Genomic DNA, 19989 nt, shown 5'->3' with positions numbered 1-19989 from the left:
AATCCTCACTGAGCCGCCAGGACGACCGCAGCGGTCACTAGCAAATTGATCAGGGTCAGTGGCAGGCAGAACTTCCAGCTGAAATCCATCACCTGGTCATAACGCGGACGCGGGATGGAAGCGCGCAGCAGGATGAACAGCATGATGAAGAACGCGGTTTTCAGGACGAACCACATGAACGACAGTTGCGGCAGGATGTTGAACGGACCGTGCCAGCCACCGAAGAACAGGGTCACCAGCAGGGCCGAGATCAGGATGATGCCGATGTACTCGCCGACGAAGAACATGCCCCACTTCATGCCGGCGTATTCGATGTGGTAACCGTCGGCCAGTTCCTGTTCCGCTTCCGGCTGGTCGAACGGGTGACGGTGAGTCACGGCGACGCCAGCGATGAAGAAGGTACAGAAGCCGAAAAACTGCGGAATGATGAACCACAGGTGATCGGCCTGGTACTGAACGATGTCGCCCATGTTGAACGAGCCAACCTGAACGATGATGCCCATCAGGGACAGGCCCAGGAACACTTCGTACGACACGGTCTGGGCCGAGGCCCGCAAGCTGCCGAGCAGGGCGTACTTGTTGTTCGACGACCAGCCGGCGAACAGCACCGCGTAGACCGACAGACCGGCCATGGCGAAGAAGAACAGCAGGCCGATGTTCAGGTCCGCGACGACCCAGGTCTGGGTGACCGGGATGATCGAGAACGAGATCAGCAACGCACTCATGGCCACGACCGGCGCCAGGGTGAAGATCATCTTGTCGACGAAGGGAGGGTTCCAGTCTTCCTTGAAGAACATCTTCAGCATGTCGGCGGCGATCTGGAACATACCGAACGGGCCGACGCGGTTCGGACCGTAACGGTCCTGCCACCAGCCCAGCAGACGACGTTCGATGAAGCTGAGCAGCGCGCCGCAGACCACGACGGCGAGCAGCACCACGATGGCCTTCACGACGGCGATGATCGAGTCGATCACTTCAGGGGTAAACCACGTGGTCATTGTGCTGCCTCCTGCAGACCTTCAACGGTTTTCCCGGCCAGCGCCGGAGGAATGCCCGCCAGACCCGATGGCAACGCCACCAGACCGGCGCCCAGCTCTTCGTTGATGCGCAGTGGCAGACGCAGGGTCTGACCGGCAACGTTGAGGCTGAGCATGGCACCGTCGTTGACGCCCAGGCGGTCCGCTTCGGACTTGGCCAGTGCGACGTAGGCCGCCGGAATACGCTCTTGAACCGGCGCGGCTTTGGACGAGGTTTCGTCGCTGCCGAACAGGTGGTAGAACGGCACGACCTGCCAGGTCCCTTGAGCAGGGGAGAAAGCGCGCGGCACGTTGGAGAACCAGCTCAGCTTGTCGCCGCTGCTTTCGATCAGGCGCACGCCCGGATCACCCGCACGCAGGTGACCGCCGACTTCGTCCTGGAACTTGTTCCACGCCTGTGGCGAGTTCCAGCCCGGCGACCAGGCGAATGGCACCTGGGAGCGAGGTTCGGCGGAGCCTGAGTAACCTTCCATCGAGAACGAGAACGCGGTGTCCTGGTCCTGCGATGTCCGTGGCTCATGCACGCTGATGTTGGCGCGCATGGCGGTCCGGCCGCTGTAACGCAGCGGTTCGCGAGCCAGTTTCAGACCCTTGATACGGAACGCAGCGGAAGGCGCTGCACCGACGATGCCAGCGAGTTGCGGGTTGCTTGCGGCACAGGCTTCGGTCACGTGATCCAGTTGGGTCCAGTCCACGGGCTTGTTCAGCAGGGTCGAGCGCAAGGCATGCAGCCAGCGCCAGCCTTCGTGGATCTGGATGCTGGCATCCAGGTAGGTCGGATCGTAGACCTGGAAGAAACGCTGAGCGCGGCCCTCCTGGCTGACCAGCGTACCGTCGCCTTCCGCAAAGCTGGCGGCGGGCAGCACGAGGTGCGCACGGTCGGTGGTCGGGGTCTTCTGGTGGTCGGCAACGATCACCACTTTCGCGGCCTTCAATGCAGCCTCGACCGTCGCGGCATCGACGCGGGTGAACAGGTCGTTCTCCAGCACGACGATGGCGTCGGCCTTGCCCGAGATCACGGCGTGCAGCGCGTCATCGACCGAGTCGCCACCGAACAGGGTCAGGCCCATGCTGTTGGCTTCCGGCACGATCAGGCTCAGCGAGCCATTCTTCTCGCGCAGTTTCAGGGCTTTGGCGATGTTCGCGGCGGCTTCGATCAGCGCGCTGGAGCCCAGCGAGGCGCCGGAGACGATCAGTGGACGCTTGGCGGCCAGCAGTGCATCGGCGATGCGTTGGGCCAGTTCCAGTGCTTCGCTGTCCAGACCGGTGACGGCCGGCGCGCTTGGGTCGATGGCGTGTGCAACGGCGAAACCGATGCGGGCCAGATCGTCGGGCGCGGCGTGTACGCACTCTTCAGCGATATCGTCCAGTCGGGTTTCGGCCAGGCTGGCGATGAACAGCGGGTTCATCTCGTGCTGGCCGATGTTTTTGACAGCCGCGTCGAGCCAGGGCTGGACTTTCATCGCAGCCGCCATGTCTTCGGCTTTGTTCTTCACCGACTGACGCAGGCCCAGCGCCATGCGTGCAGCGGTCTGAGTGACGTCTTCACCGAGGATGAACACCGCGTCGTGCTCTTCGACTTCACGCAGGGTTGGAATCGGCAGCGGGCTGTCCTTCAGAACCTGTGCAATCAGGCGCAAACGCGCAAGCTCACCGGCTTCGATACCCGAGTAGAAATGCTCGGCACCGACCAGTTCGCGCAGCGCGAAGTTGCTTTCAAGGCTGGCACGCGGCGAACCGATACCGACGATGTTGCGACCGCGCAGCAGATCGGCGGCTTTATCCAGCGCAGCGTCCAGGCTCAGCTTGACGTTGCCTTCGGCCAGCAGGGGCTGACGTGGACGGTCCTTGCGGTTGACGTAGCCATAACCGAAACGGCCACGGTCGCACAGGAAATACTGGTTCACCGACCCGTTGTAGCGGTTCTCGATACGGCGGATTTCGCCATAACGCTCACCCGGGCTGATGTTGCAACCGCTGGAGCAGCCGTGACAGATGCTCGGCGAGAACTGCATGTCCCACTTACGGTTGTAGCGTTCGGAGTGCGTCTTGTCGGTGAACACACCGGTCGGGCAGACCTCGGTGAGGTTGCCGGAAAACTCGCTTTCCAGCGTGCCGTCTTCAACGCGCCCGAAGTACACGTTGTCGTGGGCGCCGAACACACCGAGGTCGGTGCCGCCGGCATAGTCTTTATAGAAGCGCACACAGCGATAGCAGGCGATGCAGCGGTTCATCTCGTGAGCGATGAACGGCCCCAGTTCCTGATTCTGGTGGGTGCGTTTGGTGAAGCGATACCGGCGCTCGTTGTGGCCGGTCATCACCGTCATGTCCTGCAAATGGCAGTGACCGCCTTCCTCACAGACCGGGCAGTCGTGGGGGTGGTTGGTCATCAGCCATTCGACGACGCTGGCGCGGAACGCCTTGGATTCTTCGTCGTCGATGGAAATCCAGGTGTTGTCAGTGGCGGGCGTCATGCAGGACATGACAATGCGACCACGGGTGTCGTTCTCGTCGGTGTACTGCTTGACGGCGCACTGGCGACAGGCGCCAACACTGCCAAGGGCTGGATGCCAGCAGAAATAAGGGATGTCGAGCCCCAGCGACAGACAGGCCTGTAACAGGTTGTCTGCGCCATCGACTTCGAGCGCTTTGCCGTCTACGTGAATAGTAGCCATGGTTCAAAGTTCTTCGTTGGCCCGGTGTCAGCGGGCGTGGCTAATGGAATCTCGGTGCTGCTCCGGTTCAAACAGCCCTAAGGCGCAATCGGAGCCAAGGGCAGTGGTCTTTTGAATCACTGCCCGGTCAGTCTTGTCATGCGCCGACTATCGTGGGCGCTTTGCCTGCTACCAATTCGGGAGCAAGGCCCGCCGCACGTGCTGCCGGTGCGATGCCTGCCTCGAATTCAGGACGGAAGTATTTGATCGCGCTGCCCAGAGGTTCCACGGCGCCCGGTGCGTGGGCGCAGAAGGTTTTGCCTGGGCCGAGGAAGTTGACCAACCCCAGCAGCGTCTCGATATCGCCCGGTTGACCCTGGCCTTTTTCGAGCGCTCGCAGCATCTTCACGCTCCATGGCAAGCCGTCGCGGCAAGGCGTGCAGAAACCGCACGACTCCTGGGCGAAGAACTCTTCCATGTTGCGCAGCAGCGATACCATGTTGACCTTGTCATCCACCGCCATCGCCAGACCGGTGCCCATCCGGGTGCCAACCTTGGCGACGCCGCCTGCGTAGAACTGGCAGTCGAGGTGCTCGGGCAGCAAGAAACCGGTACCGGCGCCGCCTGGCTGCCAGCACTTGAGCTTGAAGCCGTCGCGCATGCCGCCCGCGTAGTCTTCGAACAGTTCACGGGCCGGCAGGCCGAACGGCAGTTCCCAGATACCCGGGTTCTTCACCTTGCCGGAGAAGCCCATCAGCTTGGTGCCGTGGTCTTCGCTGCCTGCGCGGGCGAGCGACTTGTACCAGTCGTTGCCGTTGTTGACGATTGCCGGGACGTTGCACAGGGTTTCGACGTTGTTCACGCACGTCGGCTTGCCCCACACGCCGACAGCGGCGGGGAAGGGCGGCTTGGAGCGCGGGTTGGCGCGACGGCCTTCCAGGGAGTTGATCAATGCGGTTTCTTCGCCGCAGATGTAACGCCCGGCGCCGGTGTGCACGAACAGCTCGAAGTCGAAGCCGGTGCCCAGAATATTCTTGCCCAACAAGCCTGCGGCCTTGGCTTCAGCCACGGCGCGGTTCAGGTGTTTGGCCGCGGTGACGTATTCGCCCCGCAGGAAGATGTAGCCGCGATAGGCCTTCAGCGCGCGAGCACTGATCAGCATGCCTTCCACCAGCAGATGGGGCAGTTGCTCCATCAGCATGCGGTCTTTCCAGGTGTTCGGTTCCATCTCGTCCGCGTTGCACAGCAGGTAGCGGATATCGAGCGATTCGTCTTTGGGCATCAGGCCCCACTTCACGCCAGTGGGAAAGCCTGCGCCGCCACGACCCTTGAGGCCGGAGTCCTTGACCGCCTGAACGATTTCGTCCGGCGATTGCTGAGCGAAGGCTTTGCGGGCAGCGGCATAGCCGTCTTTGGCCACGTATTCGTCGAACCACACCGGCTCGCCGTCGTCGCGCAGACGCCAGGTCAGCGGATGGGTTTCAGGCGTACGTGCAATGAGGTTGGCCGGACCGAAGGAAGTGATGGTCATACGTAACCCTCCAGCAGCTGGGCAACGCCCGCCGGCTGCAGATTGCCGAAAGTATCGTCGTCGATCATGACCGCCGGTGCCTTGTCGCAGTTGCCCAGGCAGCAGGCCGGCAGCAGCGTGAAACGGCCATCGGCCGTGGTCTGACCTAGGCCGATGCCCAGTGTGCTCTGAATTTCGCCGACGATGTCTTCGTGACCGGCGATGAAGCAGACCATGCTGTTGCAGACACGGATGATGTGACGGCCGACCGGCTGACGGAAGATCTGGCTGTAGAACGTGGCCACGCCTTCAACGTCACTGGCCGGGATGCCCAGCACTTCACCGATCGCATAGATCGCGCCGTCTGGTACCCAGCCGCGTTCTTTCTGGACAATTTTCAGGGCTTCGATGGACGCCGCGCGCGGGTCCTCGTAGTGATGCATTTCGTGCTCGATGGCCGAGCGCTCGGATTCGCTCAGGGCGAAACGGTCTGTCTGGATAAGCGTGCTGTTCATGCTTAGCGGTCCACGTCGGCCATAACGAAGTCGATACTACCCAGGTACGCGATCAAGTCCGCGACCATGCTGCCTTTGATCACCGAAGGGATCTGCTGCAGGTGCGGGTAGCTTGGGGTGCGAATCCGGGTACGGTAGCTCATGGTGCCGCCGTCGCTCGTCAGGTAATAACTGTTGATGCCCTTGGTCGCTTCAATCATCTGGAAGGATTCGTTGGCCGGCATGACCGGGCCCCACGAAACCTGCAGGAAGTGCGTGATCAAGGTTTCGATGTGCTGCAGGGTGCGCTCTTTCGGCGGCGGCGTGGTCAGCGGATGATCCGCCTTGTACGGGCCTTCCGGCATGTTGCGCAGGCACTGGTCGATGATCTTGATGCTCTGGCGCATCTCTTCGACGCGGACCATGCAGCGATCATAGGCATCGCCGTTGTGTGCCAGCGGCACTTCGAATTCGAAGTTCTCGTAACCCGAGTAAGGACGCGCCTTGCGCAGGTCGAAGTCGCAACCGGTGGAACGCAGACCGGCGCCGGTGACACCCCACGACAGCGCTTCTTTGGTGGTGTACGCGGCAACGCCGACGGTACGTCCCTTGAGGATGCTGTTCTGCAGGGCGGCCTTGGTGTATTCGTCCAGGCGCTTGGGCAGCCACTCGACGAAGTCCTTGACCAGTTTGTCCCAGCCGCGCGGCAGGTCGTGCGCGACGCCACCGATGCGGTACCAGGCCGGGTGCAGACGGAAACCGGTAATGGCCTCGATCACCGTGTAGGCTTTTTGCCGGTCGGTGAACGTGAAGAACACCGGGGTCATGGCGCCCACGTCCTGAATATAGGTACCCAGGAACAGCAGGTGACTGGTGATGCGGAAGAACTCGGCCATCATGATGCGGATGACGTCGACCTTCTCGGGCACCTTGATGCCGGCCAGCTTCTCGACCGAGAGCACGTACGGCAGGTTGTTCATCACGCCGCCGAGGTAGTCGATACGGTCGGTGTACGGGATGAAGCTGTGCCAGGACTGACGCTCGGCCATTTTCTCGGCGCCACGGTGGTGGTAGCCGATGTCCGGGACGCAGTCGACGATTTCTTCACCGTCCAGTTGCAGCACGATACGGAACGCGCCGTGCGCAGAAGGGTGGTTCGGACCCAGGTTGAGGAACATGTAGTCCTCGTTGGTGCCCGAACGCTTCATGCCCCAGTCTTCCGGACGGAAGCGCGCGGCTTCTTCTTCCAGCTGCTGTTTGGCCAGCGTCAGGCTGTACGGGTCGAATTCGGTGGCGCGGGCAGGGTAGTCCTTGCGCAGCGGGTGACCTTCCCAGGTCGGCGGCATCATGATACGGCTCAGATGCGGGTGGCCCGGGAAGTCGATCCCGAACATGTCCCACACTTCACGTTCGTACCAGTTGGCGTTCGGCCAGATGCTGGTGACGGTCGGCACGCTGAGGTCGCCCTCGGACAAGGCGACCTTGATCATGACGTCACTATTACGCTCCACCGACAGCAGGTGGTAGAACACCGTGAAATCGGCGTCCGGCAAACCACGGCGCTTGGTGCGCAGACGCTCGTCCACACCGTGCAGGTCGTACAGCATCGAGTACGGCTTGGGCACGTTGCGCAGGAACGTCAGGATTTCGAACAGCCTGGCGCGGGCAACCCACAGCACGGGCATGCCGGTGACAGTGGATTGGGCAGTGAACGCCTCGGCGCCAAAACGGTTGTGTAACTCAACGACGACATCTTGGTCGTCAGCCTTGTAAGGCGGGATGTACAGAGCGGTGTCTGCAGTCATAGGTCTCGATCGCTATCGGTCAACGTACAGAATGAACCCAGGTTCAGGCTTCTTTTTGTAAAAGAAAACTGGATCAGACTTCGTCGGGGCTGCGCAGGTTTGTGACCTGAATACGCTGTTCGCGACGCTGCTCTTTCTGGGACGGCATCTCGGCGCGATAAACGCCTTGGTCACCGACGACCCAGGAAAGCGGGCGACGCTCCTGGCCAATGGATTCCTGCAACAGCATCAGGCCTTGCAAGAACGCCTCTGGGCGGGGCGGGCAGCCGGGCACATAGACATCCACAGGCAGGAACTTGTCCACGCCCTGGACTACAGAGTAGATGTCGTACATACCACCGGAGTTGGCACACGAACCCATGGAAATGACCCATTTAGGCTCGAGCATTTGCTCATACAGACGCTGGATGATAGGCGCCATCTTGATGAAGCAGGTACCGGCAATAACCATGAAATCCGCCTGACGCGGTGATGCCCGGATGACCTCGGCGCCGAAGCGTGCGATGTCGTGGGGCGCCGTGAAGGCGGTGGTCATTTCCACGTAGCAGCAGGACAGACCGAAGTTGTACGGCCAAAGGGAGTTCTTGCGACCCCAGTTGACGGCACCGCTCAGTACGTCTTCGAGCTTGCCCATGAAGATGTTTTTGTGGACTTGATCTTCTAACGGATCGGCAACGGTTTCCCGCTCGCCGATGGGGTACTGCTCGTTAGGAGCATCCGGGTCGATCCTGGTGAGATTGTATTGCATTGCCAAAGCCTCATTGTTTTAGCTTCGCCTGCCGATTACGACGACCTACGGGAGCCCAATCGAGCGCCCCTACCCGCCATAGGTAGACAAGACCTGCCAACAGAATTGCTATGAAAACGAGCGCTTCGGCGAAGCCGGTCCAGCCGCTTTCGCGGACGGACACAGACCAGGCGTAAAGAAAGAGGGCTTCGATATCGAAAATCACGAACAGCATCGCGACCAGATAGAATTTTGCGGAGAGCCGCAGGCGGGCGCCGCCCGTAGGCAGCATGCCGGATTCGAAAGGTTCGTTCTTGCTGCGGCCCCAGGCTTTGGAACCCAGCAGGCTGGAGAGGCCCAGCATGAAGGCGCAGAGGCCGATGACGCCCAAAAGGAAAATGGCGAAGCCCCAGTTGTGGGCAATCAGACCTGTCGATTCGGGCATGCTGGCAGTCCTTAACAGAGAGCAAGGGTCTCTGAGCTTGAAAAGAAGTAGAAGCAGTGACGATATGTCGCAGTGCGATCAATCCCGGGATTTTATGTGCAAAAGGAGGGCAAGTAAATTTTCTACATCAAATTTATTCACAGGATTAATGAGACAAGTCACGGTTTTGGCGCGCAGGCCCCTATGAGACGGGCATTACGGCACATTTTGTTAATTATGTTTCCCGCAAACGGTAAAGAAAATCTCACGGCTTAAATGATAATTAATATCATTTGTGGCATGTTTTTGGCTATGTCACGAAGACGTGACCAAGTTCGCGATTAATCGGACGTCAAATGAAAGAGCAATAAGCGATGGAATTAATTAGTTGGCCGTGGCCGATATGAGAGGTCTATGAGGTAATGGTTGACGTTTTAAGTAGGTCATTACGGTGTCCTCAAAACACAAAGGTCGCCCGGAGGCGACCTTGTGTTTCAGTCGAAGCCCGAACGTCAGGCAATCAATGAAATTGTTCTTCTTCGGTGGAGCCCGTCAGTGCGGTAACCGAAGACTGGCCACCCTGGATCACGGTGGTCATGTCATCGAAGTAGCCGGTGCCGACTTCCTGCTGGTGCGCTACGAAGGTGTAACCCTTGGCTGCGTCAGCGAACTCTTGCTCTTGCAGCTTCACGTAGGCGGTCATGTCGTTGCGGGCGTAATCGTGCGCCAGGTTGAACATGCTGTGCCACATGTTGTGGATACCTGCCAGCGTGATGAACTGGTGTTTGTAACCCATCGCCGACAGCTCGCGCTGGAATTTGGCGATGGTCGCGTCGTCCAGGTTCTTCTTCCAGTTGAAGGACGGTGAGCAGTTATAGGACAGCAACTGGTCCGGGTACTCCTTCTTGATCGCTTCGGCGAAGCGGCGAGCCTCGTCCAGGTCCGGCTTGGCGGTCTCGCACCAGATCAGATCGGCATACGGCGCGTACGCCAGGCCGCGAGCAATGGCTTGATCAAGGCCTGCGCGCACTTTGTAGAAACCTTCAGCGGTGCGAGTGCCGGTCACGAACGGCTGGTCATACGGGTCGCAGTCGGAGGTCAGCAGGTCCGCTGCGTTCGCATCGGTACGGGCCAGAATGATGGTCGGTACGCCCGCGACGTCAGCCGCCAGACGCGCCGCGACCAGCTTCTGCACCGCTTCCTGCGTAGGAACCAGTACCTTGCCGCCCATATGGCCGCACTTCTTCACTGACGCCAATTGGTCTTCGAAATGCACGCCGGCAGCGCCTGCTTCGATCATGCTTTTCATCAGTTCGTAGGCGTTCAGTACGCCGCCGAAACCGGCTTCGGCGTCGGCCACGATGGGTGCGAAGTAGTCGATGTAGCCTTCGTCCCCTGGATTTTTGCCGGCCTTCCACTGGATCTGGTCGGCACGACGGAACGAGTTGTTGATGCGCTTGACCACGGTCGGCACCGAATCCACCGGGTACAGCGACTGGTCAGGGTACATCGACTCGGCGGAGTTATTGTCCGCAGCGACTTGCCAGCCGGACAGGTAGATCGCCTGGATACCCGCTTTGACCTGTTGAACCGCCTGGCCGCCGGTCAGTGCGCCCATGCAGTTGACGAAATCCTTGTCAGGGCGGAAGGACGGCTTGGCGCCCTGCGTCACCAGATTCCAGAGCTTCTCGGCGCCCAGTTTGGCAAACGTATGTTCTGGCTGGATCGAGCCACGCAGGCGGACGACGTCAGCAGCGGAGTAGGTGCGGTTCACGCCTTTCCAGCGTGGATTCTCGGCCCAGTCTTTCTCGATGGCTGCAATTTGTTGTTCGCGTGTCAGTGCCATGGGGTAAACCTCGTCGCATAGTCTTGTGGGTCTTGAGGTGAAGGCTCCTTGCTTTGCCAGTGCTCCGAGTTTCTTGAGGGCGCACTGATGGCTGCTCACTGAAAAGGAAAGCATTGCAATCAAGCCTGGTTTTTTCGCGGTCACGGTGGTGATGCGATGAAACTGCCTTTTGGGCCTAAAAGACGTGAATCTGCTCAATCTTGTTGAGTTTGAGCACGATCCTGAGGCTTTCTGCGAAAACCTCCGATCAGTGGGAGCGAGGCCATCATGCCTCGGCATTTTCCCTTCGTCAAACACTTTGTAGTGGTTTTTTGATTGCACTACATCTTTCGTCTAATACGACCCATCAGTCAGTTTCGGGCCTATAGGTGCTGATACCGCAAGGCCGCTCTGGGACTGGGTGGTCACGGGACACGAGGCGTTATGTAGTGCGAAATGAAGCACTACATATATTTTGCGGGGAGGTTATCTAAAGCAGCCGTAGCGGCACGGCGCGTCGGTGGTGGGGTGCTTGAAAGCGGAAGCGCTGTAGGAGTGAGCTTGCTCTCGATCGCGGTGAGTCAGAAACGGACACTATCGCGGGCAAGCTCACTCCTGCAGAGGGATTGATTCACCAAGATCAATCCAGGCTGTCGACTTTGACGCGCAAGGTCATGTCATCGCGGCCCTGAGTGGAATAGCGTCGCGCAACGCCATGCTCATCGGCCCGAGACTGATCGCTGACCCCGGCCAGGGTGATCCATTCACCGAGTCTGCCGCTGACCTGCGTGTCAGTGCTCTGCACCTTGATCGCATCGCTGCGTTGCTGACTCATGCGGTCATTGTTGGTGCTGATGTTCAGGTGGACGATGTCCCCGGTGACGCTGGCCGTTACGTAAAAGCCGCGAGTGACATTGCGGTACTGCGTATTGGTCTGGGCGTAGCCGTAGGAGTCGGTTTGCACATCGGTGATCGGTACGCTCTGGCCGACCTGAATCAGCGCAGGTGTGCCTTCGTTCGCCTGGACCTGTTGCACGCCACCGTCACGGCTGGCGGTGCCGTAGTTGATGATGCGGCTCTGGCTGTTCGCACTGATGCGGCCATTATCCGAACGCACGGTGCCATTCACCGAGTAGCCTTGGTCGTTCTGAACAGTGTTATCGCTGGTGTCGACGCTGATCAGAAGCCGTTTCGGCGCGGTGTCCAGCTGAGACAGCAGGTCACGCAGTTCATTGATTTTGCCGGGTTCGGCGTTGACGATCAGCTTGTTACCGTACGCGTTGACGCTGCCTTCGTTGCCCAGAAACGACTTCACGGTGGGCATCAGGTCATCGCTCGTGCGGTAGTTCAACGGGATGACTTCGGTGGCGGCAGCGGCCGTAAAGCTGCAAGCCAACAGCATGGAAGCGAGCAGGGTGCGTAACGACATCAGTGTGATCTCCGCGAGGGGGGCATCAAGGCGTTAAGGTTTTAAAAGGCTGCAACTCGCCAGTTTATCGGCCGGGACACGGCCAAATTGAATCGCAGGCAGCAGAACGCCCCGGCGTCCTGGTTTCAGCATAGTCAGCTGAGCGAGGAGCGGCGGGGCGTTCGCCTGCGCAGCGGCTCGCGATTCACCGCGAGTTGCGCACCATATCAACATGAGGCAAGCCCGCTTCGAGGAACTCCTCGCTGACCACCGTGAAGCCAAAGCGCTCGTAGAACGCGGTGGCGTACACCTGAGCGCTGAGCTTCTGTTCCTTGAGGTCGCGATGCTCGGCTTCGGCAATCACGGCTGTCAGCAATGCATCGCCTACGTTAAGGCCGCGCCAGTCCTTGAGCACCGACAGTCGGCCGATCTCGCCATCCGGCAGCAGGCGGGCAGTGCCAATCGGATAATCGCCTTCCATCGCAAGGAAGTGCTGCGCGCCTGCGTCTTCAGCGTCCCACTCCAGTTCGGGCGGTACCGATTGCTCGGCAATGAACACGGCTTCGCGAATACGCCGGATGTCGGCGTTGTCCTTCTGCCAGTCAGCTACCCGTACACGGATCTTATTCATCAGCAAACCCCAGACTTCCTTGTTTGACCAGTTCGCAGAGCAGACTGCGACCGTCTTCATCCGCCAGCCACTGGCCCAGATTATCGATATGCAGTGCATCGGCCGCGCAGACCAGTTTCAGCAGTTCGCGCAGACGACCGGGCAACAGCCGGCTCTGGCCGCTGGCGAACAGCAACAGATCGTCATCGACTTCGGACCACGCCAGGCGCGCGCTTGGGTTGCGGATCAGAATCGCACCCTGTTCCAGGCTGTCGAGCAACTCGGCGTCGTCCAGTTCCGGGCCGACCACCAGTTCCGGGTAACGCGGCTCGGTCATGAACTGGCCGAACCAGGTCAGCAACAGGCGCTCGTCACCCATGTGCTCGGCCAGCAGCGCCTTGAGGCGGTCCAGTGCGTCACGCTGGATCTGGTGCGGATCGCTGACCGGCTGTGCATCGGCATCGGTGTAGCGCTCTTCGTCGGACATGAACTGGCTGAGGAAGTCGGTGAAGTGGGTCAGAACTTCAGCGGCGCTCGGCGCGCGGAAACCGACCGAGTAAGTCAGGCAGTCGTCCACGGCGACGCCCCAGTGGGCCAGGCGCGGCGGCAGGTAGAGCATGTCGCCCGGCTCCAGGGTCCACTCATCGGTGCCCTGGAAGTCAGCGAGGATGCGCAGGTCGGTATGTTCCAGCAGCGGGCTGTCGGTGTCGCACATCTGGCCGATCTTCCAGTGACGCTTGCCGTGGCCTTGCAGCAGGAACACGTCGTAGTTGTCGAAGTGCGGGCCGACGCTGCCACCTGGCGCGGCGTAGCTGATCATCACATCATCGATGCGCCAGCTGGGCAGGAAGCGGAAGTTTTCCAGCAACTCGGCGACTTCAGGCACGAATTGGTCGACCGCTTGAACCAGCAGCGTCCATTCGGTTTCCGGCAGTTTGCTGAACTCATCCTCGGGAAACGGGCCGCGACGCATTTCCCACGGACGCACACCGTTTTCGATGATCAGGCGCGACTCGACTTCTTCTTCCAGCGCCAGACCCGCCAGCTCGTCAGCGTCGAGCGGGCTTTCGAAATCCGGGATCGCCTGACGAATCAGCAAAGGTTTTTTCTGCCAGTAATCACGCAGGAATTCGCGCGCCGTGATGCCGCCGAGCAGCTGAACAGGAATATCAGGATTCATGTGTAACCTATTGAAAAAGCGTACTTTCTGACTGGAATAAAAACGCCCGGCTCAGCCGGGCGTTCAGAGCGTGTGCGGTGCGATCAGATGCGCTGGGCCTGTGCCGCGGCGTTACCGATGTAGTTGGCCGGGGTCAGCTTCTTGAGCTCGGCCTTGGCTTCGGCAGGCATGTCCAGGCTGTCGATGAACGTCTGCAGGGCTTCAGGGCTGATGCCCTTGCCGCGCGTCAGTTCCTTGAGCTTCTCGTACGGGTTTTCGATGTCGTAGCGGCGCATGACGGTCTGGATCGGTTCGGCCAGGACTTCCCAGCAGGCGTCCAGGTCGGCAGCGATCTTCTGCTCGTTCAGCTCCAGCTTGCCGATACCTTTCAGGCTCGCTTCGTAGGCAATCACGCTGTGAGCGAAGCCCACGCCGAGGTTGCGCAGCACGGTGGAGTCGGTCAGGTCGCGCTGCCAGCGGGAAATCGGCAGTTTGCTTGCCAGGTGCTGGAACAGGGCGTTGGCGATACCGAGGTTGCCTTCGGAGTTTTCGAAGTCGATCGGGTTGACCTTGTGCGGCATGGTCGAAGAGCCGATTTCGCCCGCGACGGTCTTCTGCTTGAAGTAGCCCAGGGAGATATAGCCCCAGATGTCGCGGTCGAAGTCGATCAGGATGGTGTTGTAGCGCGCGATGGCGTCGAACAGCTCGGCAATGTAGTCGTGCGGTTCGATCTGCGTGGTGTACGGGTTGAAGCCCAGACCCAGCTCGTCTTCGATGAAAGCACGGGCGTTGGCTTCCCAATCGATGTCCGGGTAGGCCGACAGGTGAGCGTTGTAGTTGCCCACGGCGCCGTTGATCTTGCCCAGCAGCGGAACGGCGGCGACCTGAGCGATCTGACGCTCCAGGCGGTAGACGACGTTCGCCAGCTCTTTGCCCAATGTGGTTGGCGATGCAGGCTGACCGTGGGTGCGCGAGAGCATCGGCACGGCGGCGAAACGTATCGCCAGCTCGCGGATGGATTCGGCGATCTGGCGCATCAGCGGCAGCAGGACCGTGTCGCGGCCTTCGCGCAGCATGAGCGCGTGGGACAGGTTGTTGATGTCTTCACTGGTGCAGGCGAAGTGGATGAATTCACTCACCTTGGCCAGTTCCGGCAGCTTCGCGGCCTGCTCTTTCAGCAGGTATTCGATCGCCTTGACGTCGTGGTTCGTGGTGCGCTCGATCTCTTTCACACGCTCGGCATGCTCCAGCGCGAAGTCATTGGCCAGGGCGTCGAGGATGGCGTTCGCCTCGGCGGAAAACGCCGGGACTTCAGGGATTTGCGGGTGAGCCGCCAGGCGCTGGAGCCAGCGAACTTCAACGAGCGCACGAAAACGGATCAGGCCGTATTCGCTGAAAATAGGGCGCAGGGCCTGGGTTTTGCCGGCGTAGCGGCCGTCTACAGGGGAAACCGCAGTGAGCGAAGAAAGCTGCATGGGGTGTTCTCGGACAGTCGGGCAACGAAAAGGGGCGCGTATCATACATGAAAATTCGGTCCAGCCGAGGCCGGTTGACCGACAGGAGACGCGCTGTGTCGTGGAGAAGCGCCGTTTTGATGCGTTCGGCGGATCAGCCGTGCAGCAACGGGTACAGTTCTTTCAATAACTTGCGACGGCTGATGACCAGTTGCCAGCGATGACCGCCCACTTGTCGCCAAAGTCGCGCGCACCGAATACCGGCCAGCAACAGGGCGCGAATTTTCGAGGCATTGTTCGGTTGCTGCAGGTTGCGCATATCGCCATGGACCTGAATACGCTGACGCAGGGTGCTCAGCGTGTCCTGATACAGGGCGCCGCTGGCCGCGATCACGTTCTCGTGAACGATGCCAAAGTGTTCGACCTGCGACTTGATCTGCGGCAGGCGCTTGCCGATGGTTTCAAGCATGTCGTCACGCTTGGACAGCTGGCGTTCGAGACCGAGCATGGCCAGCGCGTAGCGCAATGGCTCGCGCTGCAGCGTCCCGGGGTCGCGTTCAAGGGCGCTGGCGAGGGCGCGATAGCCTTCGCGCAGGTTCAGATCGTCGCCGCCGAACACGTCGAGCGTGTCCTTTGGGTCCATGACCAGCAGCCCGCCCAGCAGGCAGCCGACGGCTGCTTCGCTCGCCTGACCGGTCTTGGCGATCCGGTCCACCAGCACGGCCGCCTGAAACACGCCGGCGAGTGCGATGAGTTGCTCTTGAGTCGGACTCATCAACGAGGGTCCTTGCTGTGCCAGGGTTCGGCGATTTCGATGACACCACCGCCGAGGCAGATTTCGCCGTCGTAGAACACCACGGACTGCCCCGGCGTCACGGCCCGTTGCGGTTCGTCGAAGGTGGCGCGGTAGCCGGTTTCAGTGCGTTCCAGCGTGCAGCCCTGATCGCCCTGACGGTAGCGGACCTTGGCGGTCAGCTTGCGCGGGCTGCTCAGGTCGACCGGGTTGACCCAGTAGATTTCCGAGGCGAGCAGGGCGCGGGAGAACAACCAGGGGTGTTCATTGCCCTGGCCGACGATCAGCACGTTATTCACCAAGTCTTTTTCCAGCACGTACCACGGTTCGTCGCTGGCGTCTTTAAGTCCGCCAATGCCCAGGCCCTGACGCTGGCCGATGGTGTGGTACATCAGGCCGGCATGACGGCCGATGACCTCGCCTTCGGTGGTTTTGATCTCGCCCGGTTGTGCGGGCAGGTACTGCTTGAGGAAGTCGGTGAAGCGACGTTCGCCAATGAAACAGATGCCGGTGGAGTCCTTCTTCTTCGCGGTTGCCAACTGATACTTCTCGGCAATCGCGCGAACTTCGGGCTTCTCCAGTTCACCGACAGGGAACAGCGTCTTGGCGATCTGTTCGCCCGCCACCGCGTGCAGGAAATAACTCTGGTCCTTGTTCGGGTCAAGCCCCTTGAGTAGCTCGGTGCGGCCGTCGATGTCGCGGCGACGCACATAGTGGCCGGTGGCGATCAGGTCGGCACCGAGCATGAACGCGTAATCCAGGAATGCCTTGAACTTGATTTCGCGGTTGCACAGGATGTCCGGGTTTGGCGTGCGGCCAGCCTTGTACTCTTCGAGAAAGTGCTCGAAGACGTTATCCCAGTACTCGGCGGCGAAGTTCACCGTGTGCAGCTTGATACCGATCCGGTCGCACACGGCCTGGGCGTCCGCAAGGTCGTCCATGGCGGTGCAGTATTCCGTTCCGTCGTCTTCTTCCCAGTTCTTCATGAACAGGCCTTCCACCTGATACCCCTGCTCCATGAGCAGAAGGGCGGAGACCGAAGAATCCACGCCGCCGGACATGCCGACAATGACGCGCTTCTTTTCTGTATCGGAAAAGGCTGAATCAGACATAGGACTTCGATGGGTAGCCTGGAAAAGGACGCGATTCTATCAGGGACTCGGCGTCAAGGCTAAAAGCTATTCAGTCGCGCACGACATCCAGGCTATGGACCGGGCCAGCCAGGTAATCGTCGATGCATTGCAGCACCAGTTCACTGCGCCAGCGCTCGGGTTGAGCGGCCAGTTCGTCGCGCGTGAACCACGGCGCGCCGACGATGCCTGTGTCGAGTGCGCGGTCGGGATGGTGTTTGATGGCCTTGGCCGTGAAGCACACGCGTTGATAGGTCACTCCGTTGCTGGGCGCGGTGTACAGATAGATGCCGACCACGCCGGTCAATTCGACGTCCCAGCCGGTTTCTTCCAGGGTTTCGCGAATCGCGGCGTCACGCAGCGTTTCGTTGGCTTCCAGATGGCCGGCGGGCTGATTGAGGACCCGCTTGTCGTTTTTGACTTCTTCGACGAACAGGAAGCGGCCGTTGTCTTCGATGACGGTTGCGACGGTGATGTGGGGTTGCCAGGTCATTGGAAATTCCGCTCATGTGGCCGGTGCCAACCACTGTGGGAGCGAGCTTGCTCGCGAAAGCGGTTTACCGGCCGGTGGTGATGTCGATGCTTAGGACCCTTTTGCGAGCACGCTCGCTCCCACAGGTCATGCGTTCAGATTGCCGTGGTGCTCAGAAACACAAACCCCGGCGCGGGGCCGGGGTTTGTGATCGAGTGTTACTGCCTTACTTCAACGCGGCGATCGCGTCGTTCAGGGTCTTGCTAGGGCGCATGGCTTTGCTGGCCAGTTCTGGGGTGGCGAAGTAGTAACCGCCGATGTCCAGAGGTTTGCCCTGCACAGCGTTCAGCTCGTTAACGATGGTGGTTTCGTTATCGGCCAGGGTTTTGGCCAGTTCGGTGAACTTGGCTTGCAGCGCGGTATCTTCGGTCTGGGCTGCCAGCGCCTGAGCCCAGTACATGGCCAGGTAGAAGTGGCTGCCGCGGTTGTCGATACCGCCCACCTTGCGTGACGGCGACTTGTTGTTGTCCAGGAACTGGCCGGTGGCCTTGTCCAGGGCAGTGGCAAGTACCAGCGCTTTGGGGTTGTTGTAGACGTTGCCCAGGTGTTCCAGCGAAGCCGCCAGTGCCAGGAATTCGCCGAGCGAGTCCCAACGCAGGAAGTTCTCTTCGTTCAGTTGTTGAACGTGCTTGGGCGCCGAACCGCCTGCGCCGGTTTCGAACAGACCGCCACCGCTCATTAGCGGAACGATCGACAGCATCTTGGCGCTGGTGCCCAGTTCCATGATCGGGAACAGGTCGGTCAGGTAGTCACGCAGCACGTTACCAGTCACCGAAATGGTGTCCTTGCCCGCGCGGATACGCTCCAGGGATACCTTCATCGCGTCGACGGGCGACTTGATGGTGATGTCCAGGCCGGTGGTGTCGTGATCTTTCAGGTACTTCTCGACCTTCTGAATCATCATGGCGTCGTGAGCACGTTGCGGGTCCAGCCAGAAGATGGCCGGGGTGTTGCTCAGGCGCGAACGGTTCACGGCCAGTTTGACCCAGTCCTGAATCGGCGCGTCTTTGGTCTGGCACATGCGCCAGATGTCGCCGGCTTCAACGTTCTGTTCCATCAGAACCTGACCTTTGTCGTCGGTCACGCGGACCACGCCGTCGGTTTCGATCTGGAACGTCTTGTTGTGCGAGCCGTACTCTTCGGCTTTCTGAGCCATCAGGCCAACGTTTGGCACGCTGCCCATGGTGGTCGGATCGAAGGCGCCGTGTTTCTTGCAGTCTTCGATGACCGCCTGGTAGATGGTGGCGTAGCAGCGATCCGGGATCACCGCCTTGGTGTCCTGCAGAACGCCTTCGTTGTTCCACATCTTGCCGGAATCACGAATCATCGCAGGCATCGAGGCGTCGACGATGACGTCGCTCGGTACGTGCAGGTTGGTGATGCCTTTGTCCGAGTTGACCATCGCGAGGGCAGGGCGGGTCGCGTAAACGGCTTTGACGTCCGCTTCGATCTGCGCTTGCTGGTCGGCTGGCAGGTCCTTGATACGGGCGTACAGGTCGCCGATACCGTTGTGCAGGTTGAAGCCGATTTCTTTCAGGACTTCAGCGTGCTTGTCCAACGCCTCTTGGTAGTACTCGGCGACGAACTCGCCGAACATGATCGGGTCGGAGACCTTCATCATGGTGGCCTTCAGGTGAACCGAGAACAGGACGCCCAGTTTCTTGGCGTCTTCGATTTCCTTGGCCACGAAGGCGCGCAGCGCTTTTTTGCTCATGACCGCACAGTCGATGATTTCGCCGGCCAGAACCGAGGTCTTCTCTTTCAGTACGGTGGTGCTGCCGTCGTTGCCGATCAGTTCGATCTTCACGGCGCCGGCGGTTTCGATCAGCGAAGATTTCTCGCTGCCATAGAAGTCGCCGTTGTCCATGTGGGAAACGTGGGACTTGGAGTCAGCCGCCCAGGCGCCCATTTTATGCGGGTGCTTGCGCGCGAAGTTCTTCACCGAAAGCGGTGCGCGGCGATCAGAGTTACCTTCACGCAGCACCGGGTTCACGGCACTGCCTTTGACTTTGTCGTAGCCGGCACGGGCAGCCTTGTCGGCCTCGGTCACGACTTCGTCCGGATAGTTCGGGACGTTGTAGCCCTTGGCTTGCAGCTCCTTGATCGCGGCCTTCAGTTGCGGAACCGAGGCGCTGATGTTCGGCAGCTTGATGATGTTGGCTTCCGGCTTGGTCGCCAGTTCGCCCAGCTCTGCCAGATCGTCGGAAACCTTCTTGTCGCCCAGTTGCTCAGGGAAGCTGGCGAGGATGCGGGCTGCAAGAGAGATGTCGCGGGTTTCGACGGCGATATCAGCGGAGGCGGTGAACGCTTCGATGATAGGAAGGAGTGAGTAGGTGGCGAGGGCTGGCGCTTCGTCGGTGAAGGTATAGATGATCTTCGAGCGGTTGGACATTTTCGGGATAACTCTCTTCTTTGCTGAGCGTACAC

General features: G+C 60.2%; 16 protein-coding genes. All 16 read right to left on the bottom strand.

The window, feature by feature from the left end; translation table 11 throughout:
- Positions 1-5 precede the first annotated feature (5 nt).
- The 16 genes from nuoH to BMY73_RS03460 all read right to left on the bottom strand — a co-directional run bounded on the left by nuoH (position 6) and on the right by BMY73_RS03460 (position 19954).
- The gene (gene nuoH, locus BMY73_RS03535) at positions 6-998 is read right to left on the bottom strand and encodes an NADH-quinone oxidoreductase subunit NuoH (RefSeq protein ID WP_062380732.1); all 993 of its coding nucleotides are present in this window, start codon (positions 996-998) and stop codon (positions 6-8) included.
- Entirely contained in the window at positions 995-3712 is a 2718-nt protein-coding gene (gene nuoG / locus BMY73_RS03530; RefSeq protein WP_092405069.1) for an NADH-quinone oxidoreductase subunit NuoG, read from the bottom strand. The genes nuoH and nuoG overlap by 4 nt, the downstream gene beginning before the upstream one ends.
- A gap of 136 nt (positions 3713-3848) precedes the next feature.
- The gene (gene nuoF / locus BMY73_RS03525) at positions 3849-5222 is read right to left on the bottom strand and encodes an NADH-quinone oxidoreductase subunit NuoF (protein WP_092405067.1); all 1374 of its coding nucleotides are present in this window, start codon (positions 5220-5222) and stop codon (positions 3849-3851) included.
- Positions 5219-5716 (bottom strand): NADH-quinone oxidoreductase subunit NuoE, encoded by a 498-nt coding sequence (nuoE, locus tag BMY73_RS03520; RefSeq protein ID WP_062380737.1) that lies wholly within the window; start codon positions 5714-5716, stop codon positions 5219-5221. Before nuoE ends, nuoF begins: the two co-directional genes overlap by 4 nt.
- Positions 5717-5718: 2 nt before the next feature.
- Positions 5719-7500, bottom strand: coding sequence for an NADH-quinone oxidoreductase subunit C/D (gene nuoC / locus BMY73_RS03515; RefSeq protein WP_092405065.1), 1782 nt, complete (start codon positions 7498-7500; stop codon positions 5719-5721).
- A 73-nt stretch (positions 7501-7573) separates the two neighbouring features.
- On the bottom strand, positions 7574-8248 hold the full coding sequence (locus tag BMY73_RS03510) for a NuoB/complex I 20 kDa subunit family protein (RefSeq protein ID WP_062380741.1): 675 nt from the start codon (positions 8246-8248) through the stop codon (positions 7574-7576).
- A gap of 10 nt (positions 8249-8258) precedes the next feature.
- Entirely contained in the window at positions 8259-8672 is a 414-nt protein-coding gene (locus BMY73_RS03505) for an NADH-quinone oxidoreductase subunit A (protein ID WP_062380742.1), read from the bottom strand.
- Between the two features lie 499 nt (positions 8673-9171).
- Positions 9172-10497: an isocitrate lyase gene (gene aceA, locus BMY73_RS03500; RefSeq protein WP_092405063.1), complete on the bottom strand. Its 1326-nt coding sequence runs from the start codon at positions 10495-10497 to the stop codon at positions 9172-9174.
- Positions 10498-11116: 619 nt separating this feature from the next.
- The gene (locus tag BMY73_RS03495) at positions 11117-11905 is read right to left on the bottom strand and encodes a secretin N-terminal domain-containing protein (RefSeq protein ID WP_092405061.1); all 789 of its coding nucleotides are present in this window, start codon (positions 11903-11905) and stop codon (positions 11117-11119) included.
- 184 nt (positions 11906-12089) lie between these two features.
- A complete protein-coding gene (locus BMY73_RS03490) occupies positions 12090-12515 on the bottom strand; it encodes a GNAT family N-acetyltransferase (protein WP_092405059.1) in 426 nt (141 codons plus the stop codon).
- Positions 12508-13674 carry a ribosomal protein uL16 3-hydroxylase gene (locus BMY73_RS03485; RefSeq protein WP_062380749.1) on the bottom strand — a complete coding sequence of 389 codons (1167 nt, stop codon included), beginning with the start codon at positions 13672-13674 and terminating at the stop codon, positions 12508-12510. Before BMY73_RS03485 ends, BMY73_RS03490 begins: the two co-directional genes overlap by 8 nt.
- Before the next feature lie 83 nt (positions 13675-13757).
- Entirely contained in the window at positions 13758-15128 is a 1371-nt protein-coding gene (gene purB / locus BMY73_RS03480) for an adenylosuccinate lyase (protein ID WP_092405057.1), read from the bottom strand.
- 133 nt (positions 15129-15261) lie between these two features.
- The gene (hflD, locus tag BMY73_RS03475) at positions 15262-15882 is read right to left on the bottom strand and encodes a high frequency lysogenization protein HflD (protein ID WP_062380753.1); all 621 of its coding nucleotides are present in this window, start codon (positions 15880-15882) and stop codon (positions 15262-15264) included.
- Positions 15882-17012: a tRNA 2-thiouridine(34) synthase MnmA gene (mnmA, locus tag BMY73_RS03470; RefSeq protein ID WP_092405055.1), complete on the bottom strand. Its 1131-nt coding sequence runs from the start codon at positions 17010-17012 to the stop codon at positions 15882-15884. Before mnmA ends, hflD begins: the two co-directional genes overlap by 1 nt.
- A gap of 70 nt (positions 17013-17082) precedes the next feature.
- Positions 17083-17523: an NUDIX hydrolase gene (locus BMY73_RS03465; protein WP_062380757.1), complete on the bottom strand. Its 441-nt coding sequence runs from the start codon at positions 17521-17523 to the stop codon at positions 17083-17085.
- Between the two features lie 205 nt (positions 17524-17728).
- Positions 17729-19954 carry an NADP-dependent isocitrate dehydrogenase gene (locus tag BMY73_RS03460; protein WP_092405053.1) on the bottom strand — a complete coding sequence of 742 codons (2226 nt, stop codon included), beginning with the start codon at positions 19952-19954 and terminating at the stop codon, positions 17729-17731.
- Positions 19955-19989: the final 35 nt, after the last annotated feature.

The sequence above is a fragment of the Pseudomonas sp. NFACC02 genome (genome assembly GCF_900110765.1).
Lineage (GTDB): Bacteria > Pseudomonadota > Gammaproteobacteria > Pseudomonadales > Pseudomonadaceae > Aquipseudomonas.
The sequence above is the reverse complement of the archived record's forward strand: the minus strand, read 5'-3'. Positions and strand labels throughout refer to the sequence as shown.